Here is a 17,951-nt window from a genome sequence, read left to right as displayed (position 1 = left end):
GTCTTGGGCACCCTCATCGGCGCGGCCGCCGCCGTCATCATCGGGCTCGCAACGGCCGCGGGCGGGAGTTACGCGCTGACGAACACCGCCGATCCGGACGCCGCACCCCAGGTGCAGGCGAAGATCAAGGAGCAGTTCAACCCGAACTCGAGCCCCGAGCACGTCATTTACGGCAACCGCTGAGCCGGTGTCCGAGCTCGCTTCCGACCACGCCGGCCGGGTCGTCGGGCTCTACGGCGACCCCACCGTTTCCTGGAGCATCCTCCTGGAAGCGAGGCTGTCTTCGACCCTGACCCCGGAAAAGGCGCGGATGCGGCTGGCGGTCGCGGTCGAGGAACGGCCTTGGCTCGGCGCCGCTCCGGACGTCGAAGCCGTTCGGAGCGAAGAACTTCCCGCGGTCCGCGATCGGTTCGCCGAGGCGGCGTACGAACGCGGCGCGCCGCTGCTCCGGGTCGCGGTCGGCGCCGACGAACCGGTCGTGCTGATCGCCGCGCATCACGGCGCGCTCGACGGTCTCGGCCTGCTCGCCGTCCTCGGTCTGGTCCTGGACGTTCCGATTTCGTCCGCCGCCAAGGGAATCGGTACCCGCACGGCGGACCGGTCCTTTCTCGTCTCCGCCTTCCACAGGCTCGCTGAAGCGCTTTTCGCGCCCCCGGCGAGAATCACCCCAGAGCGGGCCGAAAGCGGTCCTGGGGACGTGTTCAGCGCCAGGATCCTCCCGCGCTCACGGTTCGGGTCCGCCGCCTTCGCGGCGGCCGCCGCCGACCTGACCGAGACGTGGAACGCCCGGCACGGCGAGGAAACCGCACGGGTGGTGGCCGCGGTCGGTGCCTCGTGGCGAGGCGGAGCCGCGCCGGAACCCCTGCACGACAGCGCGTTCTTCCGGTTGCGGCTGGGCAGGAAGCCCGCGGTCGCCGAAGTCGGCGCGCTGCTGGCCACACAGCCGCCGGAGCCCGATTTCCCCGCCCGCAGCAGCCGGATCGCCCGTCTGGGCACCCGGCTGCTGGCGGGCAGGCTCGGTTCGACCTATCTGGTTTCCAATCTCGGCGTCGTTTCGGCGGCGGACGCGGTCACCTCGATCGCGTTCTATCCCGCCGCCAGCGGCCGCTCAGGCGTGGCGTTCGGCGCGGTGACCGTCGGCGAGACGAGCACCCTCACCGTGCGCGCACGCCGCAAGGACTTCGACGACGCCGCCACGGCCGACCTGGCCGACGGGATCGTGGAAGCCCTGCGGCGTCAGGACCCTGGGGCGGGGGATGGCCACCCCGGCCACGTCGCGCACGAGTGATTCGAAGCGGTTCACGCTGTGCTCCCAGTCGAACAGGCCGGCCCAGGTGACCCCGGCCCGGCCCATTTCGGTCCGCCGGGCCCGGTCGGCGAGCAGCCCGTCGACCTGCGCGGTGAAATCGGCGAAGTCGTCGGCCAGCACGCCGGTCTTGCCCTCCACAATGGACTCGGCCACCCCGCCCGCCGCCCGGTAGGCCACCGACGGCACGCCGTGCGCGGCGGCCTCCATGATGACGATGCCCCAGCCCTCCTTGACCGACGGGCACAGGTGCAGCCAGGACCGTTCCAGGATCTCGTGTTTCTCGTCCTCGTCCACCCAGCCGTGCAGCCGCACCCGGTCTTCGACACCCCTGTCCCGGGCGTGCTTGCGCAAGACCTCTTCCCACGGGCCCTGGCCCACGACTTCGAGCCGTAGTGTCGGCCAGCGCCGGGACAGTTCCGCGACGACGTCGATGGCGTGCTCGATCCGCTTGTGCGGCACCAGCCTGCTGACCGCGACCAGCGTCGGTTCGGTCTCCCGGACGGCCTTGCCGCGCGGGGAGTGTCCAACCCGTTGGGGACCACGGCGATCCGCGAGCCTTCGATGCCGAGGCCCGCCAGTTCGCCCTTGGTGATCTCGGAAACCGTGACGTAGCGGCAGTGGCGGAACAGCCACGGCGCCAGCCGTGACTCGATCCACCAGCCGATACGGCCCAGCGTCTCCCCGAGCGCGCTGATCCACTGCTCCTGGTGGACGTGGTGCACCAGCACGAGGACCGGGCAGCCCGCGACGAGCCTGGCGAAGAACGGCATCCCGTTCTGGACGTCGACGACGAGGTCGGCGTGCGCCTTCCGGATCGCCCGGAGCGCATGGAGGTAGACGCCGAACTTGTTGCCACGGCGGCGATAGCGGACGCCGTCGCGCCATTCTCCCGCGTTGGCGCCCGGGTACGCCGCGCACTGGATCTCCACCCGGTATCCGGCCTTGGCGAGCCCCTCGGCCATCCGTTCGACGTACCGCTCGGAGCCGCCGCCCTCCGGATGCCCGGTGTCGCGCCAGTTGACGAGCAGCACACGTGGCCTTTCCATCGTGGTTCTCCCAACCTGTTAGCGACAATGCTAGGTTACCGGTGCGTACACGGTAGATGAATCATTCTCGGAAAGCGATGGTTCGATGGTCGGTAATCGGTCGGTGGCGCCAGCAACGATGCCTCATCGCGCCACCCTGCGCAGATCGGTGACGTTGTTCCGGGCTTTTCTCACCGAACAGACTGATCCGGACGGTTTCTACTCGGTGCTCGCCGAGGACTCCGTCCGGCAATTGGCGCAGCACACTCCGTTGAACGGCCGAACCATCGTCGACGTCGGTGGTGGGCCCGGCTATTTCTCCGACGCGTTCCGTGCCGCCGGAGCCACGTATCTGGGCATAGATCCCGACGTCGGCGAGCTGACGGCACGGGGCGAGGCCGGTGAGAACATGGTGCGCGGCAGCGGGACGAAACTGCCCGTGCGCACCGCGTCCGTCGACGTCTGCTATTCGTCGAACGTCCTCGAACACGTTTCCGAACCCGAGGTCATGCTGGCCGAGATGTGCCGGGTGACCAAACCCGGCGGAACGGTTTTCGCCTCGTTCACGCCGTGGTATTCGCCGTGGGGCGGGCACGAGACGGCGCCGTGGCATTTCCTCGGTGGCCACTACGCCCGGCGGCGTTATCTCGAAAAGAACGGGAAGGAGCCGAAGAACAAATTCGGCGAGAGCCTTTTCGCCTTTTCGGCGGGCGCGGCCATCCGGTGGGGGAAGGCCGCGCCGCTCGCCGATCTCCAGGAGGTCTATCCGCGTTACCACCCCTCCTGGGCCCAGTGGATCGCGCGTGTCCCGGGTGTCCGGGAGGTCGCGTCGTGGAATCTGGTGATGGTGCTGCGCAAGCGTCAGTGACGCGAAGGGGCCGGGCGGCGCTTCACCAGGAGGAAGACCCCGAGAGCGAGGAAGGCCGCGCCGGCGATCCCGAGCACGATCGGCCCGGTGCTCCCGATGAAGTCCAGCTTCCCCTTGTTCTCGTCGACCTGCTTGACCATCGCGTCGACGGTCGCGTCGGTGAAGGCCAGCTTGCCGTCGAAGACCACCGTGGGGGTGGGGTTGGCGGCCGACCGCAGTTCCTGGTGCGACTGCTGTTCCTGTTTGACCTGGATCCCGGTCACCGGCTCGATCCAGCTCGTGATGGTGCCCCGGTAGAACTGGCCCGCTTCGACGGAGTCCCCGGTGGCGCCGATGAGCGACCCCGGGACCTTCTTCGTCGAGATCTTCGTGTCGGGGATCTCCTGGACGAACTTGTAGACCTCGACGCCCTTGATGTCTTCGACGCCCTTGAACCGGGCCTGCACCGCGCGGCCGGTGTTGTCGTCGTAGACCTGGTAGTCCTTCTGTTCGGTGCCGAAGGGGAACTTGAAGTTCAGGCCGGGCTGCGCCTTGTACTCCTGGACCTCCTCGGGCTTCTCGCCCTCTTTTTCGGGCTTCTCCTTGAGTTTGGTGACGAAGCTGCTGTTGGCCGAGCACTTCGCCTCCTGGTCGCCGCCCGGCGGCACGTAGCCCTCGGCGGTGCGGCGATCGAAGCAGACCTGGCGTTTGCTCGCGCTGACGACGGTCTGGTCGCTGGTGTCGACGACCGAGACGGCCATCAGCCAGACGGCGACGTCCGTGCCTTCCCGCATCTCCGGCGGCGCGAAGTTCGCCACCACGCGGGCGGTCGCCTTCAGCTTCGCGTCGTCACGGATCTCCGTGACGGTCTTGCCGCCCGCGGTCTTCACCGCGAGCACCTTCGACGCGGTGCCTTCGAGGATCGACGTCGATTCCTGGTTCAGCGGCACCTTGGCGAGTTCGGGTTTCACGTACGTCGGCAGCAGTACCGCGCCGGCGATGGCGAACACCCCTAGGGCCAAGAAGATCAGGCTCAACGCTCGACGCAACGGTCCTCCTGGTGAGACACATTACCCATCGGTAATCAGTCGCCAGATAGTGGCCCGCGGACCGGTCGGCGTCAAAGGTGTGACCGACGGTCACAGGCACGCCGTGCGACCGGAAGGTGGTACGGGAACACCCATTCGGCGCAGTCAGCCAAACATGTTTGTTCCCCGGAACAACGTGATCGGGACCACCATCGGACGACTTCCGGTGCGTGGAAAGGAATTCTGTGCCGCAGGACCCGAACGATCGGCGTGCGCTGGACATCGGCGCGTACTCGGATTCCATCACCGACGTCGAGCTCCGTGACGCCGTCGCCGACGTCGCCGCGCTGCTTTCGTTGCACGGCAACGTGATCCGTGATCTCGACGCCAGGAGATCACGGTGGCGGCCCGGGCGGCGGTCGCCGCACCCCGACATCGTCCTGTCCGCGGCCGGGCGTCGTCCACAGTGGACGAGATCCGCGAATCCCGAGGTGACCCTCCCGGTCGCCACGACCGCGCGCGGCCGCACCCTCGCCGTGCGGCTCACCGCGCGGCCCGGTCTGGGGCACACGCTGCTGGACCTCGCGAGGATCATCGACGCCGACATGGCGCCGGAAAGAACGGTCTAAGCGTCCGTCAGCCGGACCGCTTCCAGCGCGACGTAGAGTTCGCCGACGTCGACCGGGTCGGACAGGTCGCGTTTGGTCAGCTCCTGCACTCGGCGCAGCCGGTAGCGGACCGTGTTCGGGTGGACGATCAGCCGGTCCGCGGCCTCCTTGGCCGAGCCGTGGCCGGCGAACCACGCGATCAGGGTGTCGAGCAGGACCTGCCGCTCGGGTTTGGGCAGCACCAGCAGCCCGGTCAGCACCGAACGCAGCACGTCCCGCGACATCTCCGGCGCGCTCGCGACCAGCGTGGTGACCGGGGAGTCGCCGAAGACGGCGACACCGGCGGCGCCCGCGGCCAGCGAACGGCGGGCGATCCGGGCCCGGTGGACCGCGTCGGGTACTTCGAGGAATCCGTTGAACGGCCTGCTCATCCCCGCCGCCAGCGGCAGGGTGCCCAGCAGGTCGCGCAGCCGCCGGACGTCCTCGACGCGGTCGATCACCACGAGCCCGACCTCGGCGCCCGGCCGCCAGGCCGATTTCCAGCGCCGCGCCCGCAGCAGCGCCTCGACGCCGGGCCGTTCCTCCGGCTCGACGGCTTCGGTCACGACGGCGACGAACGTTCCCGCGGCCGGGAGGTCGAGCTCCTTCGCCGCGTTTTCGAGCTCCGGCTGGGTGGCGAACCGGCCCTGCAGCAGGCCGTCGAGCAGGGCGAGCTTCTCCTGGGAGAGTTCGGCGGCGACCTCGCTGTAGGCGGTGGTCAGCGCGTCGGAGTAGAGATCGATGGTCTTCCACACGTTGGAATTGATCTCCACCGTGCGGGCCGGATTGATGAAGCCGGGGCCCGCCAGCTCCAGCAGGCGCTCGTAGACGAAGATCCCGCCGATGCGGAACGCGCGGAGCACGGACGGCAGCGGGATGCCCTGCCTCGCTTGGGCCAGTCCGGTCTTGCGCGCCGCGTCGAGCGGCAGCCCCCGCCCCTCGACGAGCGCCGTCAGCGCCCGTTCGAGATTCGCCCGGCAGACCTTGCGCAACTCGTCCGGCGCGGTGCTGTCCACCTGGTGATAGAACTCGTCCTCGTCGCTGAGCAGCTGGGCGAGGCGATCGCTGAACTCGGGCAGCCGGGTGAGCATCGCCTGCATGAGCACACGCTGCTCCCGGGGTGCGGGAGTAGCGAGAGCTTCGGTGCCCATCCGCCAACTCTAACCCGACGAACCGGCCGCTTTTTATCACGATGCGACGAAAGGGCGCTTTCAGGAGCTGAGCGCGGCTGACAACCTGCGCAGCGTGTCGCGGGCCCGGCGCAGCTCCTCGGTGGTGACGCCGCTGCCGTCGAGCACGTCCTGGCGCCGGGTTTCGCTCGCCTGCCACAGCCGCTCCAGCAGCCGTTCGCCCTCGGGGGTGATGGCGTACAGGGCCGAGCGCCGATGGGCGGGATTGGGCCGCGCGCACAGTTCACCGGCCTCGGTGAGGTCGTCCACGACGCGCTGCACGGCCTGGCGGACCTGGCCGAGCCGTCGCGCGATGGCGGGGACGGCCAGCGGTTCTTCGGACACCGTGCTCAGCACGTGCCAGCGGGCGACCGTCGTGCCCTGTCCGGCGGCTTCCCGTTCGCTGATCCGGCGGCTCACCCCCGCCAGCTCGTAGACGTCGGCGATCAACGACCGGTAGGCGTGGACGAGCTCGCTCATGGTTGACAGCATACTGTCAAAGTGCTCATTCTGGCCGCATGGACGTCACCGAACGGCTCGCCGCCGTCTTCACCGCCGCCGGACCACGCCCCGAACTCGCCGGGCGGCTGAGCCTGTTCGAGCCGCTGATCGGCAGCTGGGACCTGGTGGTGCACAACCATGCCGAGGACGGGAGTGTCCGGACCGTCGACGGGGAATGGCATTTCGGCTGGGCGCTGGACGGCCGTGCGCTGGCCGACGTGTGGATCAGCCCCGCCAGGGCGAGCAGGACCGGCGGCGTGGACGGGGAGTGGGGATGAGCCTGCGCTTCTACGACGAGAAGATCGACGCGTTCCGGTCGACCTGGCTCGGCCCCGGCAACGGCTGGGTGATCCCGTTCCTCGGCAAGCGGACGGAAGACGGCTTCGAGATCGAGGCGGACACCGGCGGCGTCCGGCGGCGATGGATCTTCTCCGAGCTCACCGCCACGAGTTTCTCCTGGCGGGCGGAGGAAACGCTGCCGGACGAGGACCCCTTCGTCCGGCAGCGTTTCGAGGCCACTCGTGCGGTCAGTGGTTGATCTTGAACCACGGCTGCGACCAGCCGAGATAGGTGTAACCCCAGGTGTTCTTGATCTCCGCGATCGTGGTCTCGGTGAAGCTGCCGGGGCCGTGGATGTCGTTCGACAGGAACTTGCCGCCGCCGATGGAGAACATCGCGTGCCCGGTACCGCCGTTGCTGAAGAAGGCGAGCCCGCCCGCCGGGACCTGGGTGTCACCGGGGTGCTTGAACGAACCGGGGATCTGGGTCCAGTGGACGTAGGCCGTTTCCGAACCGCTGGCGTTCCAGCCGTAGGCCCACGCGTTGATCCGGTCGCACCAGCGGTAGTAGTCGGGGTCGTTGTGGGTGTGCACGTGCGCCTTCGCCCACGCGATGGCTTCGGCGCAGGTCCGTGGGTTGCCGGTGCCGGCGGTGGAACAGGAGAGGGTGCTGCCGGCGCAGTCCGGGGCGACCCGGCCGTCCGAGCCGGTGTAGACGTAGGCGTCGCTGATGTAGCCGCCCTTCGACGGCACGTAGTCCCAGATGTCGGTGGTGCCGTACTTCCCGGTCACCGTCGTGCCGTTCGTCTGGCAGTCGATCGTGACGGCGGTGCCGCTCGCGACGGTGCCGACCGAACTCGCGCTGGTGCTCGGGCTCGACCGCACGGTCACCGCCGCCCCGGAGTCGGTGTTCACCGTGCCCGTCGCCGCGAGCGCCTCGCCCGCGCCGCCGAGCATGATCGCCCCGGCCAGCGCGATCGTGCCCATGGCGCCTCTGGCGATCCTCGATCGGATCTTCATCTGTGTCCTCCAGTGGTTTCCCCTGATAGGGGGCCAGGATGGAGGATCGTCGTACAAGCGCCGTACAAGAAGCGGAGTGTCCTAAGTGGACGCTTCTATACCGGGACGAGCTCGGGTTCGGGGATTTGTCCGATGATCGGGACATCTTTCGCGTAGCGGGTGTTCCGCTCGGTGAGCAGGACCCGCAACCGGGCGAGCGCCCGGAACTGCGCGGCGCGGACCGCCCCCGCGCTCGGCAGGCCGAGCCGTTCCGCCGTCTCCTCGGCCGAGAGGCCGAACACGAACCGGAGCGCGAGCACCTGCCGGTGCGGCATCGGCAACCTCGCCAGCAGGACACCGGCCTGCAACCGGTGCTCCAGCCGTTCGATCTCGTCCGGGTCGCGGCGCGCCCACGACGTCAGCCCGTCGCCGATCTCCGGTACGGAGGCGACCGGTTCGCGGGACCGGCGCCGGTGCAGATCCGCCACCTTGTGCCCGGCGATGCCGAGCACGAAGGCGAGGAACCGGTCCGGGCGGTACCGGTAGCGGGGCAAGGCGATCAGCACCGCCTGCAACACCTCCTGCGCGCAGTCCTGCGCGTCGCAGGCACCCGTTCCGGCGGTTCCGAGCCGCCTCGCGCAGTAGCGGAACACATGCGGGGAAAGGAAACGGGTCAGTTCGCGGAGCGCGTCCGGGTCACCGGCCACGGCCGCCCGGACCAACCTGCTGTCCGGGTTGGGCAGCCGTCCCGCCGTGGCGGCGGCTCGGGAATCCGCGGGTACCGTCGAGGGCGCTACCTCGTCCAAGTCTGCACTCCTGGTTCGGGGGAACTGGCCGCCAAGGTGCGCCCGTCATCGGGGGCCGGGACTTCGTGCGCGGTTGTCCAGCTTGCCGTTCCGTGCGGAGGATGTCCATACGACGGGCCGGAAGTCATCCGAACCGCGCAATGTCTACTATGGACTGTTACCTGGCGATACCTTGAGACAGGACAGCACCGGGGGATAGGCGGTCGTGTCGGTGCCGAGGAGATCGGCCGTCCAGACCACACAGTGCGCGAGCACCCGGATCCGTTGGTTGAGATCGGCGTTGTCACAGGCCTGCCCGATCTGGTCGGCGCAGGTGTCCCGGTCGTCGCGGACGCTGGCGGCGATGGCTCGCACGATCGCGGCCACCCCGGGGTCGAGGCGGTCGGGCCGGACCGTCATCCCCGCGTGATCCCGCAGCCGCAGGGTGAACGGTTCGCCGATCCGCAGCGAACGACGGCGATCCTTGGCCGCCAAGGAGAACGTGTCGACCAGTCGTCCGACGACGTCGTCGAGCGCCGGTTTTCGCCGGGTGGAGGTGGCGACGGACACCAGCGCGGTGGCTAGCCGGTCGGCTTCACCCGATCTGGTGAGTGAAAGGAGATCGCGTGCGACGGTGTGCGCGCGTTGAGCGGTGGGTTTCATGTCGGGCCCCTCGATAGGTGTGCCGCCTCCCGATACCCGTCCGGGCGAGGGGCAAACCCGAACGGCGGCCGATTGCCGCCGGTGGCGGTGTGGGTTGCGCCGTTCGGCTCAGGCCGATGGGCACTCCCCGACGCGCAAGTAGCCGCTCACGGCGGTGACGACCTGATCCGCGAGAGACGGCTCGAGGTTCCGCGCCCATGCCCGGAGCGCGTCGAGAAAACCGGCGAGGTCCCGGTCCACGCCCTGGAGAAGGCCGGGGAGGTCCTGACGACGGATCTCCAACCGCCGTCCGGAGGGGGATCCCCAGTCCTCGTCGTCCGCGTCCGGCCAGAACCGGATGATCTCGCCGTCGAACTCGAACACCGTCCCCGGCCCATGACCGAGCAAGGGCTCCTTCCCGTCCGGCAGCCCGTGCCAGTCCGGCCAGTCGGTCAGGTCAGCGCAGCAACCTGGCGCCACGGCGATGCCATCGGCCTCGAGCTGCAGGCCGCCGGGGAGGAAGGCGAGCTCGAGCCGTACCAGCTCGTCGAACGCGGCCCTGACGTCGGGCCGGGTGAGCTCGCCGCTCGTGCTGTGCCCGAGCAGGGAGAGCACGACCGCGCCGACGTCGGCGGGGGGCATTTCGCGGTGCAGGGGGATCCACTCGCCGTCGTGGCCGCGAAACGGCCACAGCTCGAACGACGAATAGGCGGGTGGTAAGGATTCCACCACCGGGAAGAGCCTGGGCATGCGGTGACGATACGGTGCGTGACGCGGCCGTGGGGCGTGATGACCCACGACCTTGTCCATGCCGAAACCCAAGTTCTAACGCGTGAGCAGGTCCCGAAGCGCCTTAGCCACCTCCGCCGGTGATTCCTCCGCCATGAAGTGGCCCGACGTCACCGTCCGGTGGTCCAGGTCCGTCGCCCACGCCTGCCAGAGCGCGACGGCGTCGTAGCCGAGCACGGCGCCCCAGTCCTGTTGAAGCACGGTGAGCGGCATGGTGAGCCGGTTGCCCGCCGCGCGGTCCGCCTCGTCGTGCTCGACGTCGATGCCCGCCGACGCGCGGTAGTCGGCGACGATCGACGGCACGGCGTTCCGCGACGCTTCCAGGTACGCGGCACGGACGTCGGCGGGGATCGCGTCGCCGTTCCGCGTCCACGCGTCGAGGAAGTGACCGAAGAACGCGTCGGGCGCGCCGGCGATCAGCTGCTCGGGCAGTCCGGGCGGCTGGGCCATCAGGTAGAGGTGGAAACCGACCGCGGCGCCGGCGCCGTGCAGCACGTCCCACATGTCCAGCGTCGGCAGCACGTCGAGGATCGCGAGGTGGCTCACCTTGTCCGCGTGGTCGAGCCCCGCCCGCAGGGCGACCAGCGCGCCCCGGTCGTGCCCGGCGAGGGCGAACCGGTCGTGGCCGAAGGCCTTCGCGACGGCGACGACGTCGGCCGCCATCGACCGCTTCGAGTAGGTCTCGCCGGTGTCGGCCGGCTTGTCGCTTTCGCCGTATCCCCGCAGGTCAGGGCAGAGGACGGTGTGGTCGGCCGCCAGATCCGCCGCGACGTGCCGCCACATCAGGTGGGTCTGGGGGAAGCCGTGCAACAGCACGATCGGGCTGCCCGTCCCGGCGACGGCGACGTCGAGTGCCACGCCGTCCGCCACGGGCACACGCTGGTAGTCGAATCCGGTGATGCGCATGGGTACCTTCCTGGTCGTTCCGTGATGACCGCCAGCGTCCCCGGCCCGAATCAGCACCCGGTCAGCAGCCGGTGAGCGGCCGGGGCACGATGATCACCGTCGGTGAGGGAGGTGACGATGCGGTTCAGGGTGCTCGGCCCGCTCGTGGCCGAGGACGGGCGAGGCGACGTCGGGCTCAAGGGCCCGCGGCACCGCGCGGTGCTGGCCAGGCTGCTGATCGCCCGCGGCCGGGTCGTGCCGGTGGAACGCCTGGTCGACGACCTGTGGGAACGGCCGCCCGACGGCGCGGTCGGTGCGGTCCAGACCTTCGTCGGTGCCTTGCGCCGAGCGCTGGAGCCGGATCGCGCGCCCCGTGAGCCCGCGCGGCTGCTCGTCACGGTCGCCCGCGGCTACGCCCTGCGCGCGGATTCCGTCGACGCGTGGGAATTCGAAGCCGCCGTCGCCACGGCTCGTCAGCTCCTCGACGCCCGCCGGGCGGACGCCGCACTGTCTCAAATGGACACCGCGCTCGCGCTGTGGCGCGGCCCCGCGTATGCCGAGTTCGCCGAGGAGGGCTGGGCGCTCGGCGAGGTCTCCCGGCTGACCGAACTCCGGTCGCTGGCGGTCGAACTCCGTGCCGAAGCCCTTCTCGCGCTCGGCCGGGCCGCCGAGGCGATCCCCGAGCTGGAACCCTTGGTACGCGAGTATCCCTTGCGAGAGAACGGTTCCCGGTTGCTGGCACTGGCGCTCTACCGCTCCGGACGGCAAGGCGACGCCCTGGCGGTGTTGCGCGCCACGCGCGAGCGGCTCGCCGACGAGCTCGGCATCGATCCCGGCGAAGGCCTGCGGGATCTGGAGGCCGACATCCTGGCGCAAGCGCCCCGGCTCCAGCCGTCCGTGCCCAAGAGCCGCGAGCGGCCGCTGATCGGGCGGGACGCGGAACTGGCCAGGCTCGAAGAAGCCGCGGCGGGGTCGCGGCTGGTGCTCGTGTCGGGCGAAGCGGGGGTGGGGAAGACGGCGCTCGCCGAGGCGTTCTCCGCCCGTCTCGCCGCGCGGGGCTGGACCACGGCCTGGGGAAGCAATCCCGACGACGAGGGCGCGCCGCCCGCCTACGCCTGGACCCGGATCCTCGCCGCCCTCGCCGACGCCGGATACGGCGCGGCACCGGCCGCGGACCCGGCGACCGAAGATCCCCTGGCCGCGCGCTGGCGATGGCACCGGGCGGTCGCCTCCTATCTGTCCGGGGCCAACCCTTTGCTGCTCGTCCTCGACGACCTGCACTGGGCGGGCGAGGAGACGTTGGCCCTGCTGGCCTCGGTGCTGGGCGAGCCGGTGCTGATCGTCGCGACCTATCGCGGCACCGACCCGCCCGCTCGATTGACGGACTTCCTCGGCCGGGCCGCCCGCCACGAGCCGGTGCGGATCTATCTCGGCGGGCTGCCCGAGACCGAGGTCGCCGCGCTGGTCAGAGCCACGACCGGGGAAGACGTCGATCCGGAAACCGCCGCGGTGCTGCACCGGCGCAGCGGCGGGAACGCGTTCTTCGTCCGAGAACTCGCCCGTCTGCTGGCCGCCGAGGGGCCTGCCGCGCTGGCCGCGGTGCCGCCGGGCGTCCGCGACGTCGTCCGGCACCGGGTGGACGCGTTACCGGACGAGGTCCGCGGTGTGGTGCGGCGCGCGGCGGTGATCGGTACGGACGTCGATCTGGACGTTCTGGAGGCCCTGGTGGGGGAAACCGCGCTCGACGCGGTGGAGATCGCGGCCGGACAGGGAATCCTGGCCGAGCGGGCGCCGAACCGGTTCCGGTTCGCCCACGCGCTCGTGCGGGACACGCTCTACCACGACCTCTCCCGTTCGCGGCGGGCCCGCGAGCACGGGGGGATCGCCGAGGCGCTGGAACGTGTTCGCCCGGACGACGTCGACGCGCTGGCCCACCATTTCCTGCTGTCAGGGGAGCACGGCGACCGTGCCGCGCGGTACGCGCAAGCTGCTGCGGAACGGGCCGAAAGCCGTTTCGCCCCAACGGAAGCGGCTCGGCTCTGGGATGCCGCGCTCACCGCGTACGACCGATCCGGCGGCTCCGGCCCGGAGAAGCGGCTGGAGCTGATCATGGGGAAGGCCCGCGCTTCGGCCGTCGCCGGTGGCCTCGGCCAGTCCCGGCGGGCTCGGGCGGAAGCGTTGGAACTGGCGGAAAAGCTGGACGATCCGCTGCTGACCGCACGGATGCTCGGCGCCTTCGACGTCCCCGCCATCTGGACCGAAAGCGACGACCGGGAACTCGCTTCCCGGATCGCGGGCGCCGTCGAGCGGACCCTCGCCGCGCTGCCCGCCGAACGCCGGACCGAGCGCTGCCGCCTGCTGGCCACGCTCGCCGTCGAACTGCGCAACGAGGGCGGGCGACGGGCTCGCGAGGCGGCTAGGGAGGCCGAGGCGCTCGCCCGAGGGCTCGAAGACCCGGCGCTGCTCGCGTTCGCGCTCAACGCCCGGTTCCTGCAGTCCTTCGACCGTGCGGGACTGGCCCCCGAGCGGGCCGCGATCGGCACCGAACTGGTCGACCTGGCCAGGCGGCACGGGCTGGTGACCTTCGAGGTGCTCGGACACCTCGTGCTCCTGCAGGCGAAGAGCGCGCTCGCGGATTTCGCGGCCGCGGATCGGCATGCCGCGGCCGCGGACGGCCTCGGGAGAAGTACGGCCTTCCGCTGGTCGGCGTGTTCACCCGGTGGTATCGCGCGATGCGGACCGCGATGACCGGCCCCGGAGGGGAAGCCGCGTATCGGGCCGCGGCGGCGGGGCTCGCCGGAACGGCCATGTCCGGAGTGGACAACGGGATCCTCGCGCTCGCCCTGTTCTGCGACCGGCTCCAGCGAGGTTTGCCGCCGGAAGCGCGGGAAGAGAGCTACGGCGCTTACGAAAGCTGGTGCCGTCCGGTGCCGCCGATCCCGGATTCGCCCCGGGACCTGCTGTTCGAGGCCCGCACGTGCCTGCACGCCGTGGTCGCGATCGACCTGGGCGACCGGGCGGCGATGGAACGCCTGTACGCGGAGCTTCTGCCCGCCGAGGGCGAGATCGCCGGTGCCGGGAGCGGGATGCTCACCCTCCGGCCGGTCGCCTGCTACCTCGGTGACCTGGCCACCGCTCTCGGCCGGCGGGAAGCCGCCGCCGAGCACTACCGGACGGCGCGGGCCCTCGCGGTGAAAGCCGGTTCATCGCATTGGGGTCGCTAAGGCGTAACTCACGTGTTTGAAAGCGTATCTCGCGTGCTTGAAGGCGTACCTCGGTGTGCTGCCTCTGATCACGCGAGTTACGCCTTCAAGCACGCGAGTGCGGTGTTCGAGCACCGTCACTGCTCCCGCATCGCGCGGCGGATCTCGGCCAGCTTGTCCTTCGCGGCCTTGTCCCGGTCGGCGATCTTCTTGTCCAGCGAAGCGACGTCTTCCTTGCCGCCGAGGCCGGCGAGCTCTGTCGAGCCCAGCGAGGTCGTGTACCGCTGCTCGATCCGATCCCGCACGTGGTCGAACGAGGGCACGCCGCCCTCGCTGTAGTCCGGCTCCGGGACCTCGACGGGCGCTGCCGGGGACTCTTCGACGATCTCGGCGTCGAGGATTTCCTTGTCCGGGTCTTTCTCGGTCATCGTCCACTCCGTCCTGCGTGCCACGGCACGGCTTCGGTCATCAACCCGAGCATGCCCGAAACCAGCCGCATCTGGTCGACCGTGCGGATGTCGGCCTCGACCAGCCGCGGCGAGCAGACCACGATCGCGAGCGCCTGCGCCCGCGAGAGCGCCACGTTGAGCCGGTTCCGGGAGAGCAGGAAGTCCAGGCCACGCGGCAGATCGACCGCCGAGGACGAGGTCATCGTGGTGATCACCACCGGCGCCTCCTGCCCCTGGAACCGGTCCACCGTGCCCACGCGCACGCCGGGATGGCCCGCCTCGTCCAGCGCCCGGGCGACGACCCGGGCCTGCAGGTTGTACGGCGCCACGACCAGGATGTCCTCGTCGCCGAGCGGCCGGGCCTCGCCGTGATCGGTCCAGGCGCGGCCGTGGAGCTCGGCGACGAGGGCGGTGACCGCCTCGGCCTCTTCGACCGATCGCGTCGTGTTGCCGTGGTGGTCGACCTCGGCGAGGTACAGACCCGATTCGACGCCGTCGATCGCCCGCTCGGCGGCCGAGGGATGCGCGTGCAGACGGCCCGCGTACGACAGCCGCGACACCGGCGCGCAGACGGCCGGATGCATCCGCCGGGTCTCGTCGAGGAAGTACCCGAGTTCGGCCGGGATGATGTCGGCCTCGCCGATGAGGTGCCCGAGCGCGGACGCCTCGGCGCCCGCGGGATGCGTGCCCTGCACGACCTGCGGCAGCTGTTGCGGATCGCCCAGCAGCAAAAGGTTCTTGGCGCACATCGACACCGCGAGCGCGTCGGCGAGGGCGAACTGGCCAGCCTCGTCGATGATCAGCAGGTCGAACGGCTCTTCCCGGATCGCGGCGTTCGCGAACGTCCAGGCGGTGCCGCCGACCAGATGGCCGGTGTCGTGCTCCTCGCGCCACTTCACCAGCGCGGGATTGGTCTTCGGCTGCTCCCACGGCGCGGCCGGGTCCGGGGTGCGCTTGGCGCGTTTCGCGCACGGCAGATCCGGCGCGTTCTTCAGCGCGGCGGACAGCACGTTCTCCACGGCCTTGTGGCTGGTCGAGGTGACGGCGATCGTCTTGCCCGCGCGCACGAGCTTCGCGATCAGCCTGCCCGCCAGATAGGTCTTGCCCGCGCCCGGCGGGCCTTGGACGGCGAGTGTGGAGCCATCGAGCGCCTCGACGGCCTCGATCACCGTGTTCACCAGGTCGGTCCCGGGTTCGGGCAGGGGCTTGTCGTCGCGAAGCCGGGGTGCCGTGCGCCGGAGCAGATCGACGCCGGGATGAGCGGGCAGCGCCGGCAATCGGTCGACGACGAGGCGGGCGAGGTCCGCGACGGCGTCGTCCTTGGGGGAGGGGCGGACCGGGCTCCCGGGCAGCACAGCGACCGGCCGGTCGGCGGTGGTCTCGTCGGGCGGGCAGCCTTCTTCTAGCGTCAGTTCGACGGCGGTGGCCGAGACGACCTTGGCGTCGCGCGCGGCCGCGCCGTACCGCAGGCGGACGTCGTCGCCGGGGGCGAAGGGATGCGGGCGGTCCGGGTCGCAGCGGAGCACCAGCGAGCGTTTCGCCTTGCGGACCCGGCCCGACGGCGGCACCCATTCCCCGGCCTCCAGCGAAACCGGGACGGTGCAGGCGTTGTCGGTCTCCAGATCACCGAGCGGCGCGGCCAGCTGGCGGAAGTACTCCCACCACGCCGGATTCGTCTCGCGGCGGTGATAGCCGACCGACGCGGCCAGCAGTGCGCGAGCGCGATCTTCGCCGGTGAACTCGGCGGGATCGTCGGGCAGGCCCTCCAGGAGAGGATCGACCAGCGCGGCCAGCTGCGCCGCGCGTTCGGCCCGTTTCTGGGCCGCGACGTCCTCTTCGGTCTGGCGGAGCAGAGCGTCCACATCGGACTCTTCGGGCGGCTCGGCGAGCGCGATCCCTTCCTCCGCACGGATCTTGTGCAGGAACTCGAACAGCCGCAAGGTGGAGACGCAGTCGTATTCGTTGTAGTCGCTGATCCCGCGCAGCACTTCGTCCGCGTGCTCGGTCTCGCCGGAGGCGGTCAGCGTCAGGTACTCCTCGTAGGCCTCGATGCTCGACACCGCCGTCTTGACGTCGCCGTCGCGGGCCTCCGGCATGTAGAGCGGTTCGAGATACTTGATCGAGTACGACCGCTGCGATACCCGGAGTGCCTTGCGCACCACGGAATACAGGTCCACCAGGCCACCGCTGCGCAGCAGGTGGTCGACGGCGTCCTCCCGGGTCCCGTGCACGGCGGCGAGCCGCTTGATCGCGGTGACCTCGTACGGCGCGTAGTGGTAGACGTGCGAGCCGGGATGCTCGGCGAGCCTCGCGGTGGCGAAGTCGACGAACTCTTCGAAGGCGCGCTTCTCCTGCGACCGATTGTGCGCCCAGAACGGCGTGAACTTCGTGCCGCCGTCGTCGTCGGTCACGGCGCCGAAAAGGTATTCGAGCCCTTCGCCCGCCAGCGCGTACGGGTCGCCTTCCATGTCGAAGAAGACGTCACCGGGTGCGGGTGGCGGCAGTTCGGCCAGCGCGTCCGGATCGATGACCTCGTAGGCGATCTGCCCGGTCTCGTCCTGCCGGACCTGGATCGCGGCCTGGGCGCGCAGCGTGGTGAACGACGTCGTCGAGATGTCGCGCGGGCGGTCCTCCGGTGCGGCGGCCGCGAGCGCGTCGATGGTGCCGAGTCCCGCGGCGACAAGCTTGCGCCGCTGGTCACCGCGCATCCCCGCGACCAGCGAAAGGTCACGGTCGGCTTCGCGGGCGCTCGCGCAGTGCGCCGCATAGGAGCAGCCGCCGCACGCGGGCCGTTCGTCGGCCCAGAGCCGGACCGGCAGGGTGGGCGGCCGGTTCCGCAGCCGGGCGCGGAGCCGGTCCACCAGCGGGAGGAAGTCGTCGACCCGGAACGACCGCGTGCTGTGGTCGCCGAGCAGCAGATGCATCCGCGGGCCGGCCGGCCAGCCCGCCCGGCGCAGCGCGTCGGCGTACGCGGTCAGCTGGACGACCGCGGCGGGCTTCGCGTGCCTGGCCAGCTTCGTGTCGTAGACCTCGTAGCGGCCTTCGTCGTCTCGCATCAGGAAGTCGGCCCGGCCGGAGAACTCGCCGTCGTGGAAGACCGCCTGGTAGATCACCGGGGCACCGGCCCGAAGCGCTTCTTCGGTGGCCTTCGCGGCGACGACCGGATCGCGTTCGTCGATCTCGACGACGGCGCTCCGCTCGCCGCGCAGCTTGTCCAGAGTCGCGGCCTCGTGCGCGCGTCCGTGCGTGACCGCGAGCTGATCCGGCCCGGAACCCGGCCGTGGCGCGCCCGGCAGGCCGGCGGCCAGCGCCTGGTTGAGGAGGCTGCGGTGCTCGCATTCGAGCAGGTCGGCGAGATCGGACGGGGTGTACATCGCCCGGGAGTCTTACATGGA

General features: G+C 70.4%; 16 protein-coding genes and 3 pseudogenes. 7 read left to right on the top strand and 12 right to left on the bottom strand.

What is annotated here, in order from left to right; all coding sequences use genetic code 11:
- Positions 1–3 precede the first annotated feature (3 nt).
- The gene (locus MJQ72_RS23285) at positions 4–183 is read left to right on the top strand and encodes a hypothetical protein (protein WP_016335312.1); all 180 of its coding nucleotides are present in this window, start codon (positions 4–6) and stop codon (positions 181–183) included.
- A 4-nt stretch (positions 184–187) separates the two neighbouring features.
- Positions 188–1,288 (top strand): hypothetical protein, encoded by a 1,101-nt coding sequence (locus MJQ72_RS23280; protein WP_240593080.1) that lies wholly within the window; start codon positions 188–190, stop codon positions 1,286–1,288.
- Between the two features lie 78 nt (positions 1,289–1,366).
- Here the strand turns inward: MJQ72_RS23280 and MJQ72_RS23275 are convergent.
- Positions 1,367–1,768 (bottom strand): annotated as a pseudogene (locus MJQ72_RS23275) (glycosyltransferase); the annotation flags it as partial.
- Between the two features lie 119 nt (positions 1,769–1,887).
- A pseudogene (locus tag MJQ72_RS23270) lies at positions 1,888–2,271 on the bottom strand (glycosyltransferase); the annotation flags it as partial.
- Positions 2,272–2,503: 232 nt separating this feature from the next.
- Between MJQ72_RS23270 and MJQ72_RS23265 the strand changes: the two are divergent.
- The gene (locus tag MJQ72_RS23265; RefSeq protein ID WP_240593079.1) at positions 2,504–3,202 is read left to right on the top strand and encodes a class I SAM-dependent methyltransferase; all 699 of its coding nucleotides are present in this window, start codon (positions 2,504–2,506) and stop codon (positions 3,200–3,202) included.
- Here MJQ72_RS23265 and MJQ72_RS23260 read toward each other — a convergent pair.
- Positions 3,196–4,218 (bottom strand): DUF3068 domain-containing protein, encoded by a 1,023-nt coding sequence (locus tag MJQ72_RS23260; protein WP_240593078.1) that lies wholly within the window; start codon positions 4,216–4,218, stop codon positions 3,196–3,198. The two genes, MJQ72_RS23265 and MJQ72_RS23260, sit on opposite strands and share 7 nt — an antisense overlap.
- A 236-nt stretch (positions 4,219–4,454) precedes the next feature.
- On the opposite strand from MJQ72_RS23260, the gene MJQ72_RS23255 reads away from it, so the two are divergent.
- Complete coding sequence (locus tag MJQ72_RS23255) at positions 4,455–4,838, top strand: hypothetical protein (RefSeq protein ID WP_037348260.1); 384 nt, start codon at positions 4,455–4,457, stop codon at positions 4,836–4,838.
- Here MJQ72_RS23255 and MJQ72_RS23250 read toward each other — a convergent pair.
- Both MJQ72_RS23250 and MJQ72_RS23245 read right to left on the bottom strand, forming a co-directional pair.
- Positions 4,835–6,007: a CdaR family transcriptional regulator gene (locus tag MJQ72_RS23250; RefSeq protein WP_240593077.1), complete on the bottom strand. Its 1,173-nt coding sequence runs from the start codon at positions 6,005–6,007 to the stop codon at positions 4,835–4,837. The genes MJQ72_RS23255 and MJQ72_RS23250 overlap by 4 nt on opposite strands.
- Before the next feature lie 60 nt (positions 6,008–6,067).
- On the bottom strand, positions 6,068–6,505 hold the full coding sequence (locus MJQ72_RS23245) for a MarR family winged helix-turn-helix transcriptional regulator (protein ID WP_240593076.1): 438 nt from the start codon (positions 6,503–6,505) through the stop codon (positions 6,068–6,070).
- A gap of 38 nt (positions 6,506–6,543) precedes the next feature.
- On the opposite strand from MJQ72_RS23245, the gene MJQ72_RS23240 reads away from it, so the two are divergent.
- On the top strand, positions 6,544–6,804 hold the full coding sequence (locus tag MJQ72_RS23240; protein ID WP_240593075.1) for a hypothetical protein: 261 nt from the start codon (positions 6,544–6,546) through the stop codon (positions 6,802–6,804).
- Positions 6,801–7,064, top strand: a complete 264-nt coding sequence (locus MJQ72_RS23235) for a hypothetical protein (protein ID WP_240593074.1) — start codon at positions 6,801–6,803, stop codon at positions 7,062–7,064. The genes MJQ72_RS23240 and MJQ72_RS23235 overlap by 4 nt, the downstream gene beginning before the upstream one ends.
- Here MJQ72_RS23235 and MJQ72_RS23230 read toward each other — a convergent pair.
- The 5 genes from MJQ72_RS23230 to MJQ72_RS23210 all read right to left on the bottom strand — a co-directional run bounded on the left by MJQ72_RS23230 (position 7,054) and on the right by MJQ72_RS23210 (position 10,925).
- Positions 7,054–7,824, bottom strand: coding sequence for an SH3 domain-containing protein (locus MJQ72_RS23230; RefSeq protein WP_240593073.1), 771 nt, complete (start codon positions 7,822–7,824; stop codon positions 7,054–7,056). The genes MJQ72_RS23235 and MJQ72_RS23230 overlap by 11 nt on opposite strands.
- 95 nt (positions 7,825–7,919) lie before the next feature.
- Positions 7,920–8,609 carry a sigma-70 family RNA polymerase sigma factor gene (locus MJQ72_RS23225; RefSeq protein WP_240593072.1) on the bottom strand — a complete coding sequence of 230 codons (690 nt, stop codon included), beginning with the start codon at positions 8,607–8,609 and terminating at the stop codon, positions 7,920–7,922.
- 147 nt (positions 8,610–8,756) lie between these two features.
- A complete protein-coding gene (locus MJQ72_RS23220; protein ID WP_240593071.1) occupies positions 8,757–9,251 on the bottom strand; it encodes a hypothetical protein in 495 nt (164 codons plus the stop codon).
- Positions 9,252–9,359: 108 nt separating this feature from the next.
- Entirely contained in the window at positions 9,360–9,980 is a 621-nt protein-coding gene (locus tag MJQ72_RS23215) for a hypothetical protein (RefSeq protein WP_240593070.1), read from the bottom strand.
- A 75-nt stretch (positions 9,981–10,055) separates the two neighbouring features.
- The gene (locus MJQ72_RS23210) at positions 10,056–10,925 is read right to left on the bottom strand and encodes an alpha/beta fold hydrolase (RefSeq protein ID WP_240593069.1); all 870 of its coding nucleotides are present in this window, start codon (positions 10,923–10,925) and stop codon (positions 10,056–10,058) included.
- Between the two features lie 117 nt (positions 10,926–11,042).
- Here MJQ72_RS23210 and MJQ72_RS23205 point away from each other — a divergent pair.
- A pseudogene (locus MJQ72_RS23205) lies at positions 11,043–14,128 on the top strand (BTAD domain-containing putative transcriptional regulator).
- Between the two features lie 116 nt (positions 14,129–14,244).
- Here the strand turns inward: MJQ72_RS23205 and MJQ72_RS23200 are convergent.
- Positions 14,245–14,535, bottom strand: coding sequence for a hypothetical protein (locus MJQ72_RS23200; protein WP_240593068.1), 291 nt, complete (start codon positions 14,533–14,535; stop codon positions 14,245–14,247).
- On the bottom strand, positions 14,532–17,930 hold the full coding sequence (locus MJQ72_RS23195; RefSeq protein ID WP_240593067.1) for a TM0106 family RecB-like putative nuclease: 3,399 nt from the start codon (positions 17,928–17,930) through the stop codon (positions 14,532–14,534). Before MJQ72_RS23195 ends, MJQ72_RS23200 begins: the two co-directional genes overlap by 4 nt.
- Positions 17,931–17,951 lie beyond the last annotated feature (21 nt).

Source organism: Amycolatopsis sp. EV170708-02-1 (genome assembly GCF_022479115.1).
Classification (GTDB): domain Bacteria; phylum Actinomycetota; class Actinomycetes; order Mycobacteriales; family Pseudonocardiaceae; genus Amycolatopsis.
Note: the sequence above shows the minus strand (reverse complement) of the source record. Positions and strands in the feature narration are given on the sequence as shown.